Raw genomic sequence first — 21,886 nt, forward strand, 5'->3', positions numbered from 1 at the left:
GAAGTTCCGCCCGCTTCGGTTAACGCCTTGGAAGCGCCGAAGAAACGGAAAACTTGCCATCCATTAACCGCGACGCAACCATATTGCGGCCCAGTAGATGCCTCACACGGATTGGAAGAGGACCGCCGGAAACGGCGCCCGGGAGAAGGCTTGGCGATGGCTTCGACGACCTGCAGCAGCACATTGTGCGCCGTGCTCGCGCTGGCCGCGGCGGCGCTGGTGACGCCGGCGGCGGCGCAGGCCCAGACCACCGGATCGATCTTCGGCTTCCCGCCACCCGCCCAGCCGCAGCAGGCGGCCGGCGGCGGCCACCCCCTGATGACGCCCCAGGCGCTCGCCGAAGCTCAGGCGAACTTCCCGAACTGCATTGCCGCCCTGTGGCCGCTCGCCCAGGCGAAAGGCGTGTCGCGGCGGACCTTCGAGCGCTACACGGCGCAGCTGCAGCCGCAGATGAAGATCATGGAGTTCATGGACAGTCAGCCGGAGTTCTCAAAGCCCATCGGGGCCTATGTGAACATGCTGGTCACCGAGTGGCGCGTGAAGAAGGGCCGCGAGGTGCTGGAGCGCTACAAGCCCATCTTCGAGAAGGTGGAGAAGGCCTTCGGCGTCGACCGCTATGCGGTGGCGGCCATCTGGGGCATCGAGTCCACCTATGGCGATCCGGACGGAATCGGCCGGCGCAACGTGCTGGAATCCGTCGCAACCCTCTCCTGCATCGGGCGGCGGCAGGACTATTTCCGCGACGAGTTTGTCGCCACCCTCCAGATCCTGGAAAAGGGCGACGTACCCTATGACCACCTGAAGGGCTCCTGGGCGGGCGCCTTCGGCCCCACCCAGTTCATGCCCACCTCGTTCCAGCGCTTCGCCGTGGACTTCGATGGGGACGGCAAGCGCAACGTGGTGGATTCCATCCCCGACATCATCGCCTCCACCGCCAACAACCTGAAGCTCGACGGCTGGGAGTTCGGCAAGGCCTGGGGCTATGAGGTGGACCTGCCGCAGGGCTTCGACTATCGCAACGCCAACCGCACCATCAAGCGCACGCTCGGCGAGTGGAACAACATGGGCGTGCGGCGCGCCGGCGGGCTCGCCTATCCGCGGCCGACCGAGACGGCCTACCTGCTCCTCCCAGCGGGGGCGAACGGTCCGGCCTTCCTGATGATGAAGAATTTCGACGCCATCCTGAAATACAACCCCGCGGATGCCTACGCCCTCGCCATCGGCCACCTGGCGGACCGGCTGCGCGGCGGCGGCGCCTTCGCCCAATCCTGGCCGAAGGAGGAGCGGGGCCTCAGCAAGGCGGAACGCCTGGAGATCCAGGGCCGCCTCGCCCAGATGGGCTACGACATCGGCAATGTGGACGGCATCCTCGGCCAGAAGACCCGCGTCGCCATCCAGGACTTCCAGGTCCGCTCCGGCCTCCTGCCGGACGGCTATCCCGACGTGGCGCTGCTCCAGCAGATGCGGCGGTGAGGGGCGAGCCCCTCCCCCTGCTCCCTATCACCCGCCGGCATGACCGGCAGGTTTTCTTCATGTAGCTGTTGGGCCCCTACGTCCGGAAATGGTTCTTCACGGCATGCTGCGCGAGGAAACGCGTGATGGCGCCGTAGACGAGCTCCCATTTCGCCGTGGCCCTTGCCGGCACCTGCACGGTGGCGGACCAGTCCTCGCTCTGGAAGCGCATCTCGGTGATGGCGCCCGGCGCGGCGGGATCGGCAGCAAGGCGCAGGAGGATGCAGCGGTCCTCCGAGATCCGTACCAGGACATCGCCGGCGGCGGAGGGAAAGCGTTCCAGATCATGGAGAAAGCCGCGCCGCGCCTCCACCTTGCGCACGGCGGCAATCATCTTCGTCATGCCCATCCAGTCGGCATGACGGCCGTAATAGAGACCGGAGACGCGAATGATGAAATCATCGTCCCCCCGGGCTGCAGCCGGCGGCTGCGCCTCGGCGCCTTCCGTCCCTCCGCCCGCCTTCGGCTCCGCCGCCACCGGGACGGGGGCCCCCTCCCCCGCCGGAGCAAGGTCGGAAGCCCAGAAGGCGACGGCAATCTCGCGGGTGCGGGCCACGCAGCCGAAGCGGGCGAGGTCTGGCACCGTGAGGGCGTAGGCGGCCGGGAAGGAGAGAAGATCGTCCCCCGCCCGGAAATAGAGCGTTTCCCCAAGCTTCTGGCGGGCGGAGGCCTGCCGCTCCTCCAGCGTCTTCGGCGCGACCCGCGAGAGGTTCACCGTCTCGCAGATCGCCGCCGGCACATCCATCATCGAAAACGCCCCCAACGTCGCGGCTGGTCTCGCCCGCCCGGGCAACGCCCTTCAGTCTAGCCCGATCCGGTAGCTCTGCGGAAACGGCGTCCCGCCCATGTCCACCGGCGCCAGCGGCCGGGACGCCGGGCGCTTCAGCACGCGCTTCACGATCTCTGGGATCATGGTGCCGCCCACGTAGCGGCCGAGGCACTCGTGGTGCCCGTAGCCGAAATGCAGGTAGGTGTGGAACGGCCGATCGGCCCGGAACGCTTCCGGGTCCGGCACGAAGTCCGGATCGAACATGGCGGAGAGGCTGAGCGGCAGCACCACCGTGCCCTTGCCGATCACCTTCTCCCGTTCCGTGCCGCCGGCAAGGGTGTAGGTGGAGGCCGCCTCGCGGAACATGAAGGCGACGATGGGCGAGAAGCGCAGCGCCTCCCACACATAGCCCTCGAACGCCGGATCGTCCGCCACCGCCGCCGCCCGCGCCGCGCCCAGCACCTCGGGGCGGGAGAACAGCTCGGCCAAAGCGTTGATGGCCGCCTCCGCCGTGGTCTCGATGGCGCCGATGAGCAGGCCGCCGATGTTGATCACCACCCGGTCCATGCCGAAATGGTCGGCGGCCGGCAGGTTGAGGGAAAGAATGCGGGTGAGGCTGTCGTCCGGGGCGGTGCCGGCCTTGATCTCGGCGATGCGCGCCGGAATCAGCTGGGCGAACAGCGCCCGCAGCTTCACCCGGCTGTCCTCCGCCGCCTGGTGGATGGCGTCGGCATCCGGGCGGCCGTCGTAGGGCAGGTTGTTGAACTGGTCCATCTGGTTGGCATACGACCAGTCCAGCAGGTCCTTGTCCTCGCCCTTGATGCCGAACAGCTGCTGCACGATGCGCAGCGGCACGATGCGGGCGAGATGTTGCACCGCCTCGATCTCGCAGCCCGCCTTGTCCAGCGCCTCGTCCGCCACCTGGGCTGCCAGCGCCCGGATCTTCGGCAAGTCGTCCCAGGCGAGGATGGCGCGCATCACGGACTTGTCGCGGTAGTTCACCACCGTCTCGTCCATGGCGAGCATGAAGTCGCCCATCTTCGGCTTGTAGAGGTCCACGGTGAACACCTTCGGGACCGACAGGGCCTCGATCACGTCGGCCCGCTTGGCCAGCAGCGTCACCTCGCTCGTCTCATAGATGGGGGCATGGGCCCTCAGCTCGGCGAAGAAGGGGCGCGGCTCGCTGGCGATCCAGCTGCGGGCGAGCGGCCAGCGCTCCACCGGGCGCAGCGCCGCGAGGCGGTCGAGATAGGGCGTTGCCGACGCCTTCTCAGTGCTGCTGGACATTGGGCCCCTCCAGGATCTTCAAATATTCGATGATGGCAAAGCGGTCCTCCGGCGAGAGCTTCGCCACGGAGGGATCGGGAAAGACGTGACCCCGGTTGGAATTGCCCGGCAGGCTGGTGTCGAACAGGAAGAGGCCGGCCCGCTCCTTCTCCGTGAAGGCGTCGGGCGCCGAGACGAAGCCGAGCTTCTCGGTATCGAGCCGCTTCGAGCCCACATAGAAGCGGGCCGGGCGCTCCTCCTCCGGGGAGAGCAGGTCGTAGAGGGTGGGCACGGAGCCGTTGTGCAGGAAGGGCCCAGTCGCCCACACGCCAGCGAGCGGGCCCGCCTTGTAGGCCGCCGTCTGCAGCCAGCCCGACTGGGGGGTGTTGCTGCCGGGGGAAAAGCGCCAGCCATAGGCCGCCTTGCGCGCATCACCGGTGATGCCGCGGGCGCGCAGGTCATTCTCCGTGACGGCGCTGACGGTGGCGAGCAGCACCGCCGCCGCCCGCACCTGCCCGTCCGCCGTGTGCGGCGCGTTGGCGAGCAGCGGGGCGAGCACGCCGGGCCGGGCGAAGCGGTCGGTGAAGTTGGCGATCATCTTGGGGTCGGTCTTCACCTTGGCGAGATCGACCATGCTCACGGCCAGCCACTGCCGGCCGCCCTCGGTGTCGGCGGCAGGCGTGAGGGGGTAGTCGGGTCCGCCATGACAGCCCGTGCAATAGGATTTGAACAGCTCGGCGCCACGCTTCGCCTTGGCCGCATCGACCTTGCCCAGCACCTTCTCCGGCCATGCCGGCGGCTTCAGGCTGGCGACCCAGGCCTCCAGCGCCACCAGATTGTCCACCAGCGCAGTAGAGGAGAAGGCTGCCGGATTGCCATTGGCGAAACTGGTATGGCCGAACACCCCCAGAACTTCGCCGAGGTTGCGGCCGAGCGGATTGCCGGCCACCCCGTTCCACTGCACGTAGCGCTGCCGGGGCGTGGTCCACAGGAAGGGATAGCTCACCGGCGCATCCGGAATGCGGAAGTTGGCGGGCTCCGCCAGCGCATCGGCGGCCACCGCGTTCAGGATGTGGCCGAAGGCGTCGAGCCGCCCGCGTCCATAGGGCACCGGCGTCCACGCGCCGGCCTCGAGCCGGCGGATCTCGGCGGCGATAGCCTCCAGCCCCGGGCGGACCAGCTTGGGATCCACCGTCACCAGCCGCGCGGCGAAGCGCTGGAACTTGGCGGGGTCCGCCAGCGTCACGTCCAGCGCCGTGCTGAGGCGCCGCATGAACATCTGGTAGTCCCCGAGGGAGGCGCCGCCGTCAATGCGCAGGCGCGCGCCGCCCTTGGCCTCGATATCGGCGGTGTGGCAGGCGGCGCAGGTCAGGCCCACCGAGGGGCCGAACGCGCCACCCGGCCGCGGATCCTTCACGAAACCGACGGGAAGACCGTCCGGATTGAGCGCGGAAGGCCCTTCCGCCGGCAGGAAGCCGGTCTCGGCGATGTAGCCCGGCGCGAGGAACGGCTCCTGCGAGAACGGCTGCTCCAGCGCCCTGAGAACAACGTAGGGCAGCAATTGCGAGCCCTGGGGCGTGTAATAGAACTTCTCGCGCAGATCGTCGGACCATCCCTGGTCGAGCGTCACCAGCGCACCCGGCTTCGGCGCCGGATCCCGCGACGACATGATCGCATCGGTCACAGCCGCAAGCCCGAGAAAGCCCGCGAACCCCGCGAGCAGGATCAGACCTTTCCGCCCTAGCATTCCTTCCCCCAAGATCGTGCGGGACCCCGCTCCCCGCCTTCGCGACTGCGCCGGCCCTGCGGCCGGCGCGTGTGTGTTCGGTGTCCCGGCCGCCCGCCGGCACGGTGGGCCGCGAGCAAGGGAGCGAAGCGATGAAGCTTAGCATTTCACCAATTCATAACAGGCGAAATGCAGACAACCGTCCCTGCCACGCACAGCCGCGCGAAGCGCGCGACCCCTTGCCCATCAGACCAGCGAGAGGTCGAGGCTCTCGCGCAGGCGCGCCACCAGCTCGCCCTGCCGGTTGGTCCCCGTCTTCTCGTAGAGCGCCTTCAGCTGGCTGCGCGCCGTGGAAAGCGCGACGCTGCGCTGCTGGGCGAAATCGGCCAGGGAAGCCCCAACCGCCAGCGCTGCCGCCAGCGCCGCCTCGGACGGCGTGAGGCGGAAGGTGGTCTGGAGCCGGCGGGCAAGGTCCGCCCCGCTGCGGCCGGGGGCGCGCACCACCACCGCCACCTGTGAGCGCGAGGCGAGGCGTGCCGCCCCTTCCGTGGCCGGAAGCGGATGCAGGGAGACGCGGAACGGCCCCTCGTCATCGCCGTGGCGCGGCACTTCCATATGCTCCGCATGGGGCAGGTTCGCTTCGCCGCGGGCGGCGGCGATGGCCAGCCCCACCGCCCCGGAGAGCGCGCGGGAGGCACGGTCATCACGGAAGGTGAGGCGGCCGGACCGCACGGTCACGTCCCCCAGCTTCACCATGGCCTCGCCGGCGCGGTTCATATGGGCCACCTGCATGTCGCCATCCACGAGGAAGATGCCGGCGTCCACGATGTCCAGCGCCGCCGCGATGTCGCCCACCTTGGCCTTCGCCTCGTCGAGCAGCGCGTAATATTCGAATGCGCGCCGCAGGTGCGGCACCACGAGGGAGAGCTTCTGCTTCTCGCCCGCGCCGAACGGCCCCTTCGCCCGCCCGCGCATGGCGCAGATGGTGGCCATCACGTCCGCCTCCTGCGCGAAGTAGGAGACGAGGGAATGCTCGAGGTCCATCGGCTCCACCACCTCGCGGAACATGGCGGACGCGCGGAACTGGTCCGGATCCACCCCGTCCTCGCCGCAGATGACACGGCCGGGATTGGAGAGGATGTACGACAGCCGCGGATCCTCGGTCGCATGGCGATAGAGGAAGGTCTTGTAGTCGTTGTGGTCGTGCCCCCACACGCGCCAGGTGGGCTTCATCTGCTGCTTGAGGCTGAACACCGCGAGCTGGCCGACGCGGCCGTCGATGAAGCGCGTCACGCCCTCCAGCAGGATGCCCCATTGCTGGGGATCGCCACTGAGGTCGTAGACGTCGCCGATGAGGCGGGAATACTGATCAAGATCGCCCATATCCGTCCCATTTCCGCGTCCCGTCGCATCCAGCCTGGCCGGCGCGTTCGGACGCATGATCCGATGGACCGCCGATGGTTCATCCCCGCGAGAACCGAACGACGCGCCAGGCGCCCCTCATCGCCCGAAGGCGGTGCATGACGGAAGAGCCCGGCAGACGCCACGCAACGCAACGTCGCAGCCACCGAGCGTACTCCAGGCCGCGGCGCAGCATTGCACAACCACCTCAGGCTGCAAGACGCCCGATGGGGGGTCATCCCCCATTCTGATGATGCTCCCCCATGCGGGGGCATGCTGACCTATCGGGAAGGGTGGGGGCCGCAAACGACGAGAAGTGAAGAACCAGAATGCGCGTGGAGAGGTCATTGCAGATGTGTTCGGGGCAAGGGGAGCCGCGGCCGTCGCTGCGCGAGGCGATCGGCGAGCGCGTGCGCGCTCTGGCGCTGGAGGCCGGCGCCCGCCCCAGTGATCACGGCTTCTGCCGGATGTTTCCCAACCTCACGGGAGAGGCGCACCTGTTGCCCCTCGGCCCGCGCACCCTGAAGGATCTTTCCCGCCTCGCCGCCGCGATGGCCGAGCCGGAGGCGCAATCGCAGCCGCCCCGCCTGCGCTCCGACGGGGATGCGGACCTGCCGGCGGCCTATACCTATCTCGTGGAATTCGTGCGCAACGACCTCGTCTGGGAGCGCCGGGCGCCTGACGAGTCCTGGGCGCCGGACCAGACCGGGGCGCCGGCGTTCGCCCCCCTCGGCTCCCTCGCGGGTCTGCTCAACCGGCGCTCCGGCTGCCTGGAGCTCGACAGTGTCTATGACGCCCCGCGCGATCCTGCGGTGGTGCGGCGCATGCTGGTGGGCACCACGGCGCCGAAGCGCAAGGGCAGCCCTTTTGCGCGGGCGCCGCGCGTGGGCGATGGCAACGACCTGCCCCGCCATCCGCGCAGCATCGACCCCGCGCGCGACCGCACCGCCCGCATGGGCGACACCCGCAACGATGCCAACCTCATCCTCGGCCAGCTGCATGTGGCCTTCCTGAAGGCGCACAACGCGCTCATCGCCTCCGGCCTCTCCTTCGAGGCGGCGCGCCGCGCCCTGCGCCAGCGCTACCAGTGGATGGTACTTTTCGACCTCCTGCCGAAGCTGTGCGCGCCCGATGCGCTGGAGGAGGTGATGGCGGAGGGTCCGCGCCTGTGGCACGTGGACCGGCCGGCAGCGCTGGCGATGCCGGTGGAATTTTCCGCCGCCGCCTTCGTGCTCGCCCCCTCCATGGCGCGGGCGACCTACGACTACAACGCCAACTTCCGCCAGATGGACCGCGGCACCCTGGCGACCCGCGCGGTACTCGGCGCCGGCGGCCGTGGACCCGATGCGCTGGAGGAGACCCATATCATCCAGTGGGATGCCTTCCTGCCGCTGCGCGCCGAGGCCCCGCAGCGCGCCCGGCGCCTCGACACTCTCCTTGCCGGTGCGGGCGAGACCGTAGAAGCCCTGGCGACGCACCATCTCCTCCGGGGCGTGCGGCTGGGACTTCCTACCGGACAGGCGGTAGCGCGGCACATGGGGCTGCGCCCCCTCAGGGACGACACCCTGCTCGCCGCCCTGCCGGACCACCAGCGCGTCGCGGCCCTGCCCTTCTGCGAGGCCACGCCCTTGTGGTTCTATATCCTTGCGGAGGCCGGCAATCCCGAGGGACCAGCCGGGCGCCATCTCGGCCCGGTTGGCAGCCGCATCGTCGCCGAGGCGCTCTGGAACCTCGTCCGGCACTCGGATGCCTCCATCCTCGCCCCGGGGATGATCCCCGACCTGCAGCACTTCTCCCTCTGCGACCTCGTGCTGCTCGCCGCGGAGCAAGACGCGGCCTGATCGGACATGACGCTTCCGCCAGCGGACGAAGCGGCGACCAGGGCGGCCGGGGGCGGCCGCATCGCAGCATGCCGCAACCATCTTCCCTGCCCGCACGGAACCCTATGCCGGAGAGGCGAAGGTATTGTCGCAAGCTTTAGTCGGTATTATAGTGCGGAATATTGCCCATTTTACCGGCATTTACTTCGTTTCTGCGTGATGTTGAATGAAATGACGTGACATCGGAGAGACTCTACGCCTAGCTTTCGCACCGCGGCAATCTAGTGGAAGGGGGCGCTTCCCATGGATAGCTTGGATCTTCTGGACGGTGATGCGCGCACGGTAGCCTCGAACCCCTCCCTCGAACCGGAAGCCATTGCCGTCATCGGCATCGGTTGCCGCTTCCCGGGCGGCATAGCCAGCCCGGAGGGATACTGGTCCTTCCTCGTGGGCAAGAGATGCGGCATCCGCGAGATCCCGGCGGACCGCTGGAACCTCAACAATTACTATGATCCCGACCCGGAGGCGGCTGGCCGCTCCTATTCCAAGTGGGGCGGATTCCTGACCGGGGACGTCTTCCACTTCGATCCCGCCTTCTTTGACATGGCACCGCGCGAGGTCATCTCCATGGACCCGCAGCAGCGCCTGCTGCTGCAGGTGGCCTACGAGGCGGTCGAGGATTCGGGCGTGCCCCTGCGCGACCTCCAGAAGCACCGCACCGGCGTGTTCGTCGGCATCTCCACATCCGATTTCAGCTACTCGCAGCGCTACCGGCGCGTCGCCACCGACATCTTCGCCGGCACCGGCTCAGCTTATTCCATCGCCGCCAACCGCATTTCCCATCGCCTGGACCTGAAGGGGCCGAGCATCGCGCTCGACACCGCCTGCTCGTCGGCGCTCGTGGCGGTGGACCAGGCGATCCGCCACCTGTCCATGGGCACCTGCGACGTGGCGCTCGCCGGCGGCGTCAACATGATGCTGGATCCCGGGCCGTTCATCGCCTTCTCCAGCGCCAACATGCTCTCGGCCACCGGTGCCATCTACACCTTCGACGCGCGGGCCGATGGCTTCGTCCGCGGGGAAGGCTGCGGCCTCGTGGTGCTGAAACCCCTGGCCAAGGCGGTGGCGGACGGCGACCGCATCTATTCCGTCATCCGCGGCTCCGCCGTGAACCAGGACGGGCGTACCCCGACGTTGACCGCCCCGAGCGATGCGGCCCAGACCGCCATGCTGGAAAACCTCGTCGCCCGCACCGCCATCGACCCGGAGGATGTGGGCTATGTGGAGGCGCACGGCACCGGCACGCCGGTGGGCGATCCCATCGAGGCGAGCGCCATCGGCCGCGTGTTCGGCAGCCCGCGGGTGGACAGGCCGGTGCTGGTGGGCTCCTTCAAGCCCAACCTCGGGCATCTGGAATCCGCCTCCGGCATCGCCGGCCTGATCAAGATCGTCCTGTCCACCCATCACGGCGTGGTGCCGCCGAACCTGAATTTCGAGCGGCCGAACCCGAACATCCCCTTCGACGCCCTCGGCCTTGCCGTGCCGGTGGAGCCGACCCCCTATGCCGGCGAGCACGACGTGCGGCTCGCGGTGGTGAATTCCTTCGGCTTCGGCGGTACGAATGCCAGCGTGGCGGTGGAAAGCTGGCAGGGCGGCCGGCGCAGCTACCCGGAGCGCTCCTGCCCGCCGGCGCTGCTGCGCCCCCTCGCCACCCCCGATGCGGCGAGCCACGATCCCGTGTTCATCCCCCTCTCGGCCAACGGCAAGGGCGCCCTCGCCCTCTGGGCGGAAGAGCTGGCCGATGCGGTGGACGAGGGCGGCCCCCTCGGCGCCGTGCCCTACCAGGCCCTCTCCACAGCCCTCCGGACCCGCCGCGATCACCTCAACGAGCGCGCCGTCGTCCTCGCCGACGAGGCGGCCCGCGACCTGCCGCTGAAGCTGCGCACCCTGGCACTCGGCGCCGATGCGCCCGCCGACGAGGCCATCGCGCCCTATATCGTCACCGGCCGGGCCAAGCCGCGCCGGCTCGCCTTCACCTTCTCCGGCCAGGGCGGCCAGTGGTGGGCCATGGCCCGCCGGCTCCTCACCGAGGACCGCACCTATCGCACCTTCGTCGAGACCTTCGACGAGGCGCTGAAGCCCTACACCGGCTGGTCGGTGATCGCTGAGGTCACCCGCGACGAGGCCACGAGCCGCATCAACGACGCGGACGTGACGCAGGCCGCCATCTTCTCGAACCAGGTGGGCCTCTACCACATGTGGCGCGAGCGCGGGCTCGTGCCCGAGCTGCTGGTGGGCCATTCCTTCGGCGAGGTGGCGGCGACCCACATCGCCGGCTGCATCGATCTGGAGACCTGCGCCCGGATCATCTACCACCGCGGCCGCATCCCGCACGGCAGCAAGCGGCGCGGGGCCATGGCGACGCTCGGCGTCACCCATGAGCAGCTCGCTCCCCTCCTGCCGGGCGACGGCTCGGTGGTGGTGGCCGCCTACAATGGCCCGACGGCCCAGACCATCTCCGGCATGGAAGCCCCGGTGGATGCGGTGCTGGCCGAGGTGCGCCGGCTCTATCCGGACGTCACCGCCCGCCGCCTTACCATGGATTTCGGCTGGCACTCGCCCCATCTCGACGATTGCGAGGCCATGTTCCGCGAAGGCCTCGGAGAGATTTCCTGGCAGCCGCCGGCGCTGCCCATCGTCTCCACCGTCACCGGAGTATTGGAGACGCGGTTCGACGCCGAATACTGGTGGCAGAACCTGCGCCAGCCGGTGAGCTACAAGAGGGCCATCGACTTCTGCCTCGATCTCGGCATCGACGCCTTCCTGGAGCTGGGCCCGCACCGCACCGTGACCCCGCTCATCCACGGCATCGCCCAGGAGCGCGGGGCATCCGTGGTGGCGGTCTCCTCGCTGGAACGGCAGGGGGACGACCGGCTCGTGATGGCGCGTTCCATGGCGAACCTCTTCGTGAACGGTGTCTCCCTCGACGCCATGCAGGACAGCGCTGGACATGACGAGCGCGCCGGCGAGCCCCTTGCCCTGCCGCGCCGCCCCTGGGCCAACGAGCGCCTGTTGCAGCTGCCGCTGGAGGCACGGCAATTCCTGTTCGACGGGGACCGCCACCCGCTGCTGGGCTGGCGCGAGACCGCGCCGGACCCGGCCTGGACCAACGAGATCACGCTGAAAAGCACCAAGTATCTCGGCGACCACCGGCCGGGGGGCGACTGCCTGTTTCCCACCGTGGGCTACCTGGAGATGATGGCCGGCGCCCTGCGGGAAGTGTTCGGGCCCGCGCCCGTGGAACTGCGGGACTTCAAGATCTTCGATGCCCTCTCCATCGGAGCCGAGGACGTGGTGTTGCTGCGTACCACCTACGATCCGGTGACCAGCCGCGTGCGCATCTTCTCCATGAAGCGCGACACCGAGGAAGACTGGCGCCTGCGTGTGGAAGCCTACGGCTGGCAGCACCCCTTCACCCTGCCGCCCGCGCACTTCGATCCCGAGGTGCTGAAGACCACGCCGGCCATCACCAAGGACGACTTCTACCGCCTCACCGCGCGTCACGGGCTGGACTACGGGCCGAGCTTCCAGGCGGTGGAGGCCATGTGGCTGCTCGGCCCGCGCCATGCGGTGGCGCGCATCGTCAGCGCGGAGGCGGCCAGGCGGGTCGGCTTCGTCGCCTTCCCGGGCCTGTTCGACAGCGTGCTCCAGTCCGGCCTCGTGGTGGACGACGTGGACGCGGGCCTCTGGATCCCCGGCGAGCCGCTGCCGGAGGAGGAGAGCGTCGCCGGCAGATACCGGCTGATGCTGCCCATCGGCATCCGCAAGGTGATGGTGGCGGGTCCGCTGCCGCCGGAGGTCATCTGCGAATTCTTCACCGATCCGAAGGACGACACCGGCATCTACCGCGTCTATGCGCCGGACGGCACGCCCCTGCTCGCCGTCGAGAACCTGCAGGTGAAGACGCTGGGTGCCGTGAAGGCCGCCGCCGGCGAGACCGGCACGGTGGTGATCGAGGAGACGTTCGAGCCCGCCGCCGAGAAGGCCGGCACGTCCCTGCGCCTTGGTCGCTGGCTGCTGGTGACGGGGGATGCCACCACGACCGCTCCGCTTGCCAACGCCTTGGCGGACGCCGGCGCGCAGGTGGAAACAGTGAGCGCCGATCTCTTCCGCACCATGCGCACGGACGATGCCGCGGGGCTGGTGGAGGCGCGTCTTGCCGCACCGGAGGGCCTCGCAGGCATCCTGTTCGCCGGCACCGCCGGGGGAGAGCTGGGGCCGGAGGGCGAACTCGACACCGAACGCTTCGTGGCAGCGGTGGAGGCGGCATCCTGCGGTCTCGTCACCGTGGGCCAGGTGCTGGATCGGCTGAGGGCGGCGCCCGCGCGCCCGGCCCTGGTGGTGCTCGGCCGGGCCAGCCGGCGCACGCCGGCGGATGGGGCGATGACCACCGAGGGCCTCGCGGATTCCGCACTCCTCGGCCTCAGCCGCACCATCGCCAACGAATGCCCGGAATTCGCCGTGCGTCATGTGGATGCGGATGCCGACGCCTTCACCGAGGGCACGGCTCTCGCCCGCGCAGCGCTGGAGGACAGTGACGAGACGGAAATCGTCCTGCGCGGCCGCGAGCGCCAGGTGCCCCGCCTCCGGCAGGGCGCACTCACCGGGCTCGCCCCGCGCCACCGCACCATCGTGAAGGCGAGCGAGGACGCCAACTTCACCGTCACCATGACGAGCCCCGGCCTGATCGACCACGTGGTGCTGCGCGAGAGCCCCATGCCGACACCGGAGGCGGACGAGGTGGTGGTGGAGGTGGCGGCCGTGGGCCTCAACTTTCGCGACATCATGGCCGCCACCGGCATCCTGCCCGACGAGGCGGAGGGCCCGGGGGCGTGGTGGCGCAATCTCGGCCTGGAATTCGCCGGCACCATCGTCCGCGTCGGCGCAGAGGTGGAAGGCTTCGCGCCCGGTGACCGGGTGATGGGCATGGGCAAGGGTTTCCTGCGCCGGTTCGCCGCCGCCGAAGCCCGCTTCCTCATGCGCGTGCCGGAGCATGTGGAGCTGAAGGACGCGGCGACGCTGCCCGCCGCCTTCATGACCGCGCATTATTCGCTGGTGGACGTCGGCCGCCTGTCGGACGACGAAAAGGTGCTCATCCACCTCGCCACGGGCGGTGTGGGCCTCGCCGCCATCCAGGTGGCACGGCACGTGGGCGCGGAGATCCTCGCCTCGGCGGGCTCGGACGCCAAGCGCGCCTTCCTGCGCGACCTTGGCATCGGGCACATCATGAACTCCCGCTCCCTGGAATTTGCGGAAGCCGTCCGCGCCGCCACCAGCGGGCGGGGCGTGGACGTGGTGCTGAACGCGCTCTCCGGCGCTGGCATCGACAAGGGGCTCGAGTGCCTCGCCCCCTTCGGCCGCTTCGTGGAGATCGGCAAGCGCGACCTCGCCCAGGACAAGCCCATCGGGCTGAAGTCGCTCTACTACAACAACACCTATTCGGTGATCGACCTGTCCACCATCGCCGACGAGCGGCCCGCCAAGCTCGCCGCATTGCTGAAGGCGGTGGAGGCGCTGGTCGCGGAGGGAACCTACCGGCCGCTGCCGGCCACCCGCTTCCCCGCCTCCCGCGCCGCGGAAGCCATGCGCCTGTTCTCGAAGGCGCAGCACATCGGCAAGGTTGTGCTCACCTTCGACGAACCCGAGATCGAGGTGGAGATTGATCTTTCCCAGGCCATCCGCTTCTCGGCCGAGGCGAGCTATCTCGTCACCGGCGGCCTGCGCGGGTTTGGCGTGGCCATCGCCGACTTCCTGAGCCGTCACGGCGCCGGGCGCCTGCTGCTCGCCGGCCGCAACGGCACGCCGGACGAGGAGGCCGCGCCCGTGCTCGCCGCCATCGCCGCGCGGGGGACGCAGATCGTGCCGGTCGCCCTCGATGTGACGGACGCGCCGGCCGTGGACGCGCTGGTCGCGGCCTACGCCCGCTCCGACAAGCCGCTGAAGGGCATCGTCCACGGTGCGGCGGTGATCGAGGACGGCTTCCTCAACCAGCTCGATGCGGCGCAGATCGCCCGCGTCATCCGCCCCAAGGCGGGCGGCGTCTGGAACCTGCACAAGGCGGCGACGGCCCACGGGGCGAAGCTCGACTTCTTCGTGAGCTTCTCGTCGCTGGCGCAGGTCATCGGCAGTCCGGGGCAGGCGAACTACACCGCGGCCAATTCCGTGCTCAACGCCATGGGCTCGTTCCGCAAGGGGCGCGGGCTTCCCGGCTCGGCGGCGGCGTGGGGGTCGATCGCGGGCTCCGGCTTTGTCGCCCGCTCGGAGGCGCTCGGCAACTATCTTGAGAGCATCGGCATGAAGCCGGTGCAGGACCAGGAGGCGGCCGAGGCCCTCGGCACGCTGCTGCGGGCCGAGGAGGAGAACCTCGGCTTCGCCCGCGCCGACTGGGCGGCCATCGGGCGGGCGCTCTCCCGCACCGCGGGGGCCGCGCGCGTGAAGCCGCTGCTCGCCCAGCGCACCGGCGGGCGCTCGCGCATCCAGGCGGAGCTCATCGCCGCCCCGCGGGAAGCATGGGACGCCATGCTGGCTGACCTCATCCGTGCGGAGGTGGCGAAGGTGCTGAAGGTGTCACCGTCCGACATCCCGGCCGATCGGCGCCTCAGCGAGCTGGGCCTTGATTCCCTCTCCTCCTTCGAGCTGAAGAACCGCATCGAGGCCCATGTGGATGTGAACATTCCCGTGGCGAAATTCCTCCAGACCCCCACGGTCACAGGCCTGTCCGGCGTGGTGGCCGCGACCTTCGAGGCTGCGCAGAAGGCCCGTGCGGCGAGCGCCGCCGCGACGGCCGGCGCCGGCCCCTCCGAAGCCGGCTCGGGCGTCGCGATCTTCCGTCCCCTGCCCCGGCAGGAAGCGATGCTCGCCCTCGACACCCGCCCCATGACCTCGTCCGTCGCCCGCGCCGCGCTGGAAGTGACCGCCTCCCGCCCCGCGCCGGACCTCGATTTCGAGCCCGTCGCCCGCGCCCTCGCGGCGCTGGCCCGGGACGCCGATGCCTTGCGCCTCACTGCCACCGCTGAAGGCTCCATCGTGGCCGGCGAGGTGCCGGACCTCGAATGGGTCGCGGGGCCGCAGGCCCTCGCTCCCGTCACCCGGCCGGGGCATCTGTGGCGCTTCGGCGTGTCCAGGGCCGCGCATGGCGGCCTCGACCTCCATGCCCGCGCGCACCGGGCGGCGGCCGATGCCCTCTCGCCCCATCTGGCGCTCGCGGCGATCCTCGCCGCGGCCCGGGGCGACGACACGGCCGGCGGGGCCTTCAGCACCTTCGCGGGCGAGCATCCCGCCGAGGGCACGGTGGCGCACGTGGGCCACCTCGCCTTCTGGAAGGAAGTGCTGCGCAACCCGCCCGCGGCCCTTGCCGCGCCTGCCCGCTCGCTGGCGCCCGCGCCCACCGGCTTCGGCCTCAACCGCGGCCCCGTGGGCCATCTCGATGCCACGCTCCTCCTGCCCGGCTTCACAGGTCTTGCGGCGGCGGACCAGGAGGCGCTTCTGCTCTCCGCCTTCGCCCGGGCCCTCGGTGCACGCACCGGGGCCGAGCGGCTGGTGGTGGAATGCCACGATCCGGCCCGGCGCCATGCCCCCACTGGGCTCGTCGGCCCCGTGGATGCCGCGGTGCCGCTGCTGGTGGAGCGGCTCGACATGCCGGCCGAGCGGCTGGTGCGCTGGATCCGTCAGCGCCTCGCCATGGGCCGGGACCACGGGGTGCTGGACACGGCGGCCATCGAGGCGGCGCTCGCGCCGCGCCTCAATGCCGCCGACGCCGCCCTCCGTCAGGTGGGCTTCGCCTTCCTTGACGCCGAGGCTGCCGGGCGGCTCGCCGCCCTCGGCATCGACAAGCCTCTCGATGCGCTGGCCGATCCGTTCAATGAGATCCGCCTCGACCTAGCGACGCAGGGCGACGCCCTCGCCATCCGGCTGGCCCTCGACACCGCGGCCTTCGACGAGGCCGCCGGCCGCGCGCTGCTCGACGCCTTCGCCGCGGCGCTCGGCGACCTCGGCGGCGTACCGGCACAGCCCGACGGCATCGGCACGGATGCCACCTGGCATGCGCCCGCCGAAGCCCTGCGCGGCGCACGTCCGGCCCCCCTGCCGCCGGTGCCCGAGGCGCCTGCCTCACACCCGGCCCGCGTGAGCGGCGAACGCGAGGTGCCGGTCTCCCTCAAGCAGGGGTTGCTGCTGCGCGCGTGCATGAAGCCGGAGACCAACCACGCCTATCGTCTCGCCTGGACCATCGGCCGTGCGTTCCGCATCTCCCCCCGCGTCGACGTGGAGCGCCTGCGCCGCGCCCTGAAGCTTGTGGAAGAGGGCCAGGAAGCGCTGCGCACGCGCTTCGTGGTAGGCGACGACGGCGTGCCGCGCGCCTTCATCCTGCCGCCCGGCGAGCCGCCGCTGGTGGTGGAGGACCTGCCCGACGCGGACGCGGCAGCCGTGGAGGCGCGGCTCGCGCAGCTGCTCGACGACGAGCTCGATCCCTTCACCAACCCACCCTATCGGCTCACCATCCTGCGCTGCGGCGCGGAAGGGGACGTGGTAGTGGCCCACGGCTACCACACGGTGTTCGACGGCTGGGCACTCGGCGTGTTCGTGGAGCAGCTGTTCCAGGCCTTCCTCGGCCTGCCGCTTCCCCCGCCGGAGATGGGCGTGGAGGAGTATGTCACCAAGTTCGAGCGCGCCACCGACCCCGCCTTCATGGCCGAGCGCGACGCCTATTTGCGGGCCCTCTACGGCGAGACCCCGCCCCAGCTCCCAGACTTCGGCCGCAACGCGAAAGGCCTTGCGCCCAACCTGGACCTAACCCATGGCGGCCCGGCCGGCGAACTGTTCGCCTTCCTGACCCCGCAGAGCCAGCAGCGGCTGCAGTCCCGCGCCCGTGCCGCCGGCGTCACCGAGACGGCTCTGCTCATCGCCGCCTACACCCAGACCCTCGCCGCGCAGGGCAACAGGGATGACGTGATGGTGGGCGTCCCGGTGGCCATGCGCACCGACCGCCGCCTGCAGGACTTCATCAGCTGGGTGGCGGGCACCACCCTCCTGCGCGCGCCGGCGAAATCCGCGCCGAGCCTGGAGACGCTGGCCGCCCACCTGTCGGACCAGCTCAACCAGTCCCTGCACTACATGCCGCTGGAGTATGTCTGCGGCGACGGGCCGGTGCATGACGAGATGGTGGCGAAGGGCTCCTACCTCAGCCTCTACATGACGGGCATGCAGTCCCCGGATCGCTTCGCCCGCGGCGCCACCACCTCCAGCCTGCAGCGCCAGGGCAAGGCGGTGGAGCTGGACCTCGGCCTCATCAAGGTGAGGCCGCTGTCGACGCGGCTCCAGCGCTATGTCATCAACGAGATCGACCTCCGCTCCTTCCAGAGCGAAAGCGGGCTTTCCTACCGCATGGGGTTCGACCTCACCGCCTTGACCAAGGCGGAGGCGCGGGGCTTCCTCGACGAGGTGCTGGACCGCATGGGGATCGGCACCAGCGGGTGCGAGGCAATCGTGGACGGCGACGAGGAGCAGACCGCGTGACCTTCCATGACCCGCGAACGGACGACCGCCGCCCCGCCTGCCGACGGGGACGGCGGCCATGAAGCCGCAGCCCCTTCCACCGGTCGCAAAGGCCGCACACGCACACCACACCAATGCGGGATGGCGCCGCTTCACCATCCTCATGCTCGCGCTGATCGTCGGGGGCGGGGCGGCATTCTATTGGTACATCCTGCCCCGAAAGGCGGAGGCATACGAGGTGCGCCCCCGCCTGATGAGCCTCGAGATCAACGGTCCGGGACTGCTCGACGCCATCAACCGCGTGGTCATCACCAGCCGCATCCAAGGCTTCCTGAAGGCGATCGAGGTGGACCGCAACGACCAGGTGCGCAAGGGACAGGTGCTGGCGCGGCTCGAATCCGTGGACCTGCTGAACCAGCTTGCCGCCGCCGAGGCGGAAGCCACCGCCGCCGCGCGCGGCATCGGGGAGGCGGAGAGCGACCGGGCCCGGGTTCTGGCCGGCTACGAAAAGGTGAAGATCGAGCTGGAGCGGCGCACCACCCTTGCCCGCACCAACGCCATATCCCCGGCGGAGCTGACCACCGCGGAAGCCAATTTCCGCCAGGCCGAGGCGGACCTCGCCCGCGCCGAGGCCGGCATCGACCGGGCGAAGGCGCAATTGCTCGCCAAGCAGGCCAATGTGAAGGTACTGGAGGCCCGCCTCGGCGAGGCCACCATCTCCGCCCCCCTCGACGGCGTGGTCATCTCCCGCGAGCGCAATCCTGGCGACCTGCTGCTGCCCGGCGCGAACCTGATGCAGGTGGTGGAACTCTCCACCATCATCGTCTCGGCGCGGTTCGACGAATCCGCCCGCGCCTCCATCAAGGTCGGCCAGCCGGCGCGCATCCGCTTCGCCGCCGATCCCTCCCGCCTGTGGACCGGCCGCGTGCTGCGCCTGTCGCGCCAGGTGGATCAGGAGACACGCGAATTCACCGCCGACATCACCCTCGATGCCCTGCCCGAGAGCTGGGCCATGGGCCAGCGCGCTAACGTGGCGGTGGAGGCGCAATCCCCCGCCCTCGCCATCGGCGTGCCGGAAATCCTCGTGACCCGGCGCGACGGGCGACCCGGCGTGTGGCTTGCGGAGCACGGTCGCGCGGTGTGGCGGCCGGTCGCCCTCGGCTATGTCAGCGGCAACAACATCGAGGTGACGCGCGGGCTGACGGCGGGCGACCTGGTGCTGGCACCAGCGGGGCGCTACCCTTTCGAGCCCGTGACCCCCGGCATCCGGGTCCAGTGACGGCGGGATGAGGCGCAGGGCATGAACATCGCCCTCAAGGACATGCGCTTTTCGATGCTGCGCTTCGCTTTGACGGCGGTGGGCATCGGGCTGCTGCTGGGCGCCACCATGGGCATGATCGGCCTCTACCGCGGCATCGTCCACGAGGCGCTGCTGATCATCAACGACATCGGCGCCGACCTCTGGGTGGTGGAGGGCGGGCGCTCCGGCCCGTTCGCCGAGAGCTCTGCGGTGCCGGCGAGCCTCGACCGGCGGGTGGAGGGCGTGCCGGGGGTGGAGACCACCCGGCGCTTCATCCAGTACAACCAGCAATACCAGATCGACGGCAAGAGCGTGCGCCTCGCCGTGACCGCCATCGACTATCCCAAGGACACCGGCAGCTGGATCCCCCTCATCGACGGGCGGCTGTTCCGCTCCACCCGCTACGAGGCCATCGCCGACCAGACCACCGGCCTCCTGGTGGGGGACATGATCCGCCTCGGCCATGACGACTATGCCGTGGTGGGCCTCACCAAGGGACAGGTGGACATGAGCGGCGACGGCATGTTCTTCGTCACCATCCCCGACGCCCAGGCCATCAACCGGGTGCTGCCCTCGGAAGCCGTGCTGCTGAACCGCCTCGCCAGGGGCCGTTCGCGCATGGGCCTCGGCGACGGCGGCGCGCTCGCAGCCGTGATGGTGGAGCTGAAGCCCAATGCGGACCCGCTGCTGGTGAAGGAGCAGATCAAGGCCTGGGGCGACGTGGAGGTGCTCACCAAGGAGGAGGAGCGCGCCATGCTGCTCGACGGGCGGCTGTGGCGCCTCAGGGTGCAGATCCTCGCCTTCACCGCCATGACGCTGCTGGTGGCGGGCTCCATCATCGCGCTCACCATCTACATGCTGACGCTGGAGAAGATCCACCAGATCGCGCTCCTGAAGCTCATCGGCGCGCGGGACCGGGTGATCATCGGGCTCATCGTGCAGCAGGCGCTGTGGATCGCGGTGCTGGGCTTCGCGGTGGCGCTGGCCATCTCCTTCACGCTCTATCCCAATTTCCCGCGCACGGTGCTGCTGCTACCGGAGGACCTCGCGGGCATCGGCTTCTCGCTCATCGTCATCGCGCTGGGCGCAAGCTGGTTCGCCATCCGCCGGGCCATGAAGGTGCGGGCGCAGGAGGTGCTGGCGTGAGCGATCTCAGCATCTCCCGGCAATTCTGGCCGAGCCAGGTGGTGATGGAGGTGCGCGACGCCTCGAAGACCTACCTGTCGGGCGCCAACGCCGTCCATGCCCTCACCGACATGACGCTGGCGCTGCGCGCCGGCGAGCTCACCGGCATCGTCGGCCCGTCCGGATCGGGCAAGACCACCTTCCTGATGATTGCCGGCCTGCTGGAGCCGCCCTCCACCGGATCGGTGCACTTCCGCGACCAGCCCATCGCCCATGCCCACACCCACCTCAACAGCCTGCGCGACTTCCGCCGCACCCATGTGGGCTTCATCTTCCAGAAGGCGAATCTCATCCCTTTCCTCACGGCCATCGAGAATGTGCAGATCGCGCTGGAGATCAACGACATAAGGCCGAAGGCGGCGCGGGCGAGGGCGCGGGAGCTGCTCGCCCAGTTCGGCCTCGACCACCGGGAGGACAACTACCCGTCCCAGCTGTCGGGCGGCGAGCAGCAGCGCGTGTCCATCGCGCGGGCGCTGGCCAATGATCCGGTGCTGCTGCTGGCCGACGAGCCCACCGCGGCCCTCGACGGCGGGCGCGGCCGGCAGGTGATGGAGGTGTTCCGCACCCTCGCCGACGAGCGGCGCGTGGCGGTGTGCGTGGTGACCCACGACCCGCGCTGGTCCGACATCTTCGACCGCATCGTGGAGATGAGCGACGGCCGCATGGTCTCCACCCGCCCCGGCGGCGCCCTCAAGGCGCGGCTGGAGTTATAGGGCGCGCCTCATACCGTCGGCGGCAAGCGCCGCTCCATTTCCTCCAGGGTGCCGTTGGGCGCGAGGTAGTCGATGAGGCGCAGCGTGCGCTCGCCCGTGCCCGCGAGCTTGGCGATGATCGCCCGCAGCATCCTGAACTCGTGAGTGGAGAGCGGCTCGAACAGGGTGTCGTTGGCGGGCACCTGAACCTGCGTCATCTCGCTCAGGCGCCGCTCGGCTTCCTCCGTCACGGCCAGAACCACGCGGCGGCGGTCATCCGGATTGGGGGCCTTGGTGACGAGGCCCGCTGCCACCAGCTTGTTCACCTCTATGGTCACGAACGCGCCCGACAGGTGCAGGTGCTCGGCCAGCGTGTTCACGCCCAGCTCCGGCGTGCGGCTGGTGAGCCGGGCGATGGAGGTGAGAAGCGTGTACTGGGTGCCGGAAAGGCCGATGAGCGCACCGAGCCGGTTGCGCACCTCCTGGATGGCCGCCGCGAACGCCAGCATGTCGTGCACGAGGTCACGGAACTCGAGATCCGAGCCGTCGACGAGAAGGGCGGGACGGGAGGCGGTCAAGGGCACGGGCCTCTTGGCTTTGGCAGACTTCGGCGACGACATTGGCTGCAGCTCTCCCGGGGGCACGGTCGCTGGAAAGCAAGGC

Annotated in this window: 11 protein-coding genes; 6 read left to right on the top strand and 5 right to left on the bottom strand. The window is 69.8% G+C overall.

Features of this window, described 5'->3' with window-relative positions:
- Positions 1 to 156 precede the first annotated feature (156 nt).
- Positions 157 to 1,473 carry a lytic murein transglycosylase gene (locus tag V5F59_RS17135; RefSeq protein WP_393976414.1) on the top strand — a complete coding sequence of 439 codons (1,317 nt, stop codon included), beginning with the start codon at positions 157 to 159 and terminating at the stop codon, positions 1,471 to 1,473.
- 76 nt (positions 1,474 to 1,549) lie between these two features.
- Here the strand turns inward: V5F59_RS17135 and V5F59_RS17140 are convergent, their stop codons facing one another.
- From V5F59_RS17140 to V5F59_RS17155, 4 genes are all read right to left on the bottom strand, one after another.
- The gene (locus tag V5F59_RS17140; protein WP_393976415.1) at positions 1,550 to 2,260 is read right to left on the bottom strand and encodes a hypothetical protein; all 711 of its coding nucleotides are present in this window, start codon (positions 2,258 to 2,260) and stop codon (positions 1,550 to 1,552) included.
- A gap of 51 nt (positions 2,261 to 2,311) precedes the next feature.
- On the bottom strand, positions 2,312 to 3,568 hold the full coding sequence (locus V5F59_RS17145; RefSeq protein WP_393976416.1) for a cytochrome P450: 1,257 nt from the start codon (positions 3,566 to 3,568) through the stop codon (positions 2,312 to 2,314).
- A complete protein-coding gene (locus tag V5F59_RS17150) occupies positions 3,552 to 5,216 on the bottom strand; it encodes a di-heme-cytochrome C peroxidase (RefSeq protein ID WP_393976417.1) in 1,665 nt (554 codons plus the stop codon). The genes V5F59_RS17145 and V5F59_RS17150 overlap by 17 nt, the downstream gene beginning before the upstream one ends.
- A gap of 303 nt (positions 5,217 to 5,519) precedes the next feature.
- Positions 5,520 to 6,656 (bottom strand): helix-turn-helix transcriptional regulator, encoded by a 1,137-nt coding sequence (locus tag V5F59_RS17155; RefSeq protein ID WP_393976418.1) that lies wholly within the window; start codon positions 6,654 to 6,656, stop codon positions 5,520 to 5,522.
- A 371-nt stretch (positions 6,657 to 7,027) separates the two neighbouring features.
- Between V5F59_RS17155 and V5F59_RS17160 the strand changes: the two genes are divergently transcribed.
- The 5 genes from V5F59_RS17160 to V5F59_RS17180 all read left to right on the top strand — a co-directional run bounded on the left by V5F59_RS17160 (position 7,028) and on the right by V5F59_RS17180 (position 21,244).
- Positions 7,028 to 8,515, top strand: coding sequence for a peroxidase family protein (locus V5F59_RS17160; protein WP_393976419.1), 1,488 nt, complete (start codon positions 7,028 to 7,030; stop codon positions 8,513 to 8,515).
- Positions 8,516 to 8,797: 282 nt separating this feature from the next.
- Positions 8,798 to 18,067 (top strand): SDR family NAD(P)-dependent oxidoreductase, encoded by a 9,270-nt coding sequence (locus V5F59_RS17165; protein ID WP_393976420.1) that lies wholly within the window; start codon positions 8,798 to 8,800, stop codon positions 18,065 to 18,067.
- 58 nt (positions 18,068 to 18,125) lie between these two features.
- On the top strand, positions 18,126 to 19,325 hold the full coding sequence (locus V5F59_RS17170; protein WP_393976421.1) for an efflux RND transporter periplasmic adaptor subunit: 1,200 nt from the start codon (positions 18,126 to 18,128) through the stop codon (positions 19,323 to 19,325).
- Between the two features lie 21 nt (positions 19,326 to 19,346).
- The gene (locus tag V5F59_RS17175) at positions 19,347 to 20,492 is read left to right on the top strand and encodes an ABC transporter permease (protein ID WP_393976422.1); all 1,146 of its coding nucleotides are present in this window, start codon (positions 19,347 to 19,349) and stop codon (positions 20,490 to 20,492) included.
- Complete coding sequence (locus V5F59_RS17180) at positions 20,489 to 21,244, top strand: ABC transporter ATP-binding protein (RefSeq protein WP_393976423.1); 756 nt, start codon at positions 20,489 to 20,491, stop codon at positions 21,242 to 21,244. Before V5F59_RS17175 ends, V5F59_RS17180 begins: the two co-directional genes overlap by 4 nt.
- Before the next feature lie 8 nt (positions 21,245 to 21,252).
- Here the strand turns inward: V5F59_RS17180 and V5F59_RS17185 are convergent, their stop codons facing one another.
- The gene (locus tag V5F59_RS17185) at positions 21,253 to 21,807 is read right to left on the bottom strand and encodes a MarR family winged helix-turn-helix transcriptional regulator (protein ID WP_393976424.1); all 555 of its coding nucleotides are present in this window, start codon (positions 21,805 to 21,807) and stop codon (positions 21,253 to 21,255) included.
- Positions 21,808 to 21,886: the final 79 nt, after the last annotated feature.

This window comes from Xanthobacter nonsaccharivorans, from assembly GCF_043194755.2.
Classification (GTDB): domain Bacteria; phylum Pseudomonadota; class Alphaproteobacteria; order Rhizobiales; family Xanthobacteraceae; genus Xanthobacter; species Xanthobacter autotrophicus_G.

Excerpts from the sequence above, each read along its gene's own strand:
- V5F59_RS17175 (WP_393976422.1), top strand. The coding sequence starts at position 19,347 with ATGAACATCGCCCTCAAGGACATGCGCTTTTCGATGCTGCGCTTCGCT.
- V5F59_RS17135 (WP_393976414.1), top strand. The coding sequence starts at position 157 with ATGGCTTCGACGACCTGCAGCAGCACATTGTGCGCCGTGCTCGCGCTG.
- V5F59_RS17160 (WP_393976419.1), top strand. The coding sequence starts at position 7,028 with ATGTGTTCGGGGCAAGGGGAGCCGCGGCCGTCGCTGCGCGAGGCGATC.
- V5F59_RS17170 (WP_393976421.1), top strand. The coding sequence starts at position 18,126 with ATGAAGCCGCAGCCCCTTCCACCGGTCGCAAAGGCCGCACACGCACAC.
- V5F59_RS17140 (WP_393976415.1), bottom strand. The coding sequence starts at position 2,260 with ATGATGGATGTGCCGGCGGCGATCTGCGAGACGGTGAACCTCTCGCGG.
- V5F59_RS17150 (WP_393976417.1), bottom strand. The coding sequence starts at position 5,216 with ATGTCGTCGCGGGATCCGGCGCCGAAGCCGGGTGCGCTGGTGACGCTC.
- V5F59_RS17155 (WP_393976418.1), bottom strand. The coding sequence starts at position 6,656 with ATGGGCGATCTTGATCAGTATTCCCGCCTCATCGGCGACGTCTACGAC.
- V5F59_RS17165 (WP_393976420.1), top strand. The coding sequence starts at position 8,798 with ATGGATAGCTTGGATCTTCTGGACGGTGATGCGCGCACGGTAGCCTCG.
- V5F59_RS17145 (WP_393976416.1), bottom strand. The coding sequence starts at position 3,568 with ATGTCCAGCAGCACTGAGAAGGCGTCGGCAACGCCCTATCTCGACCGC.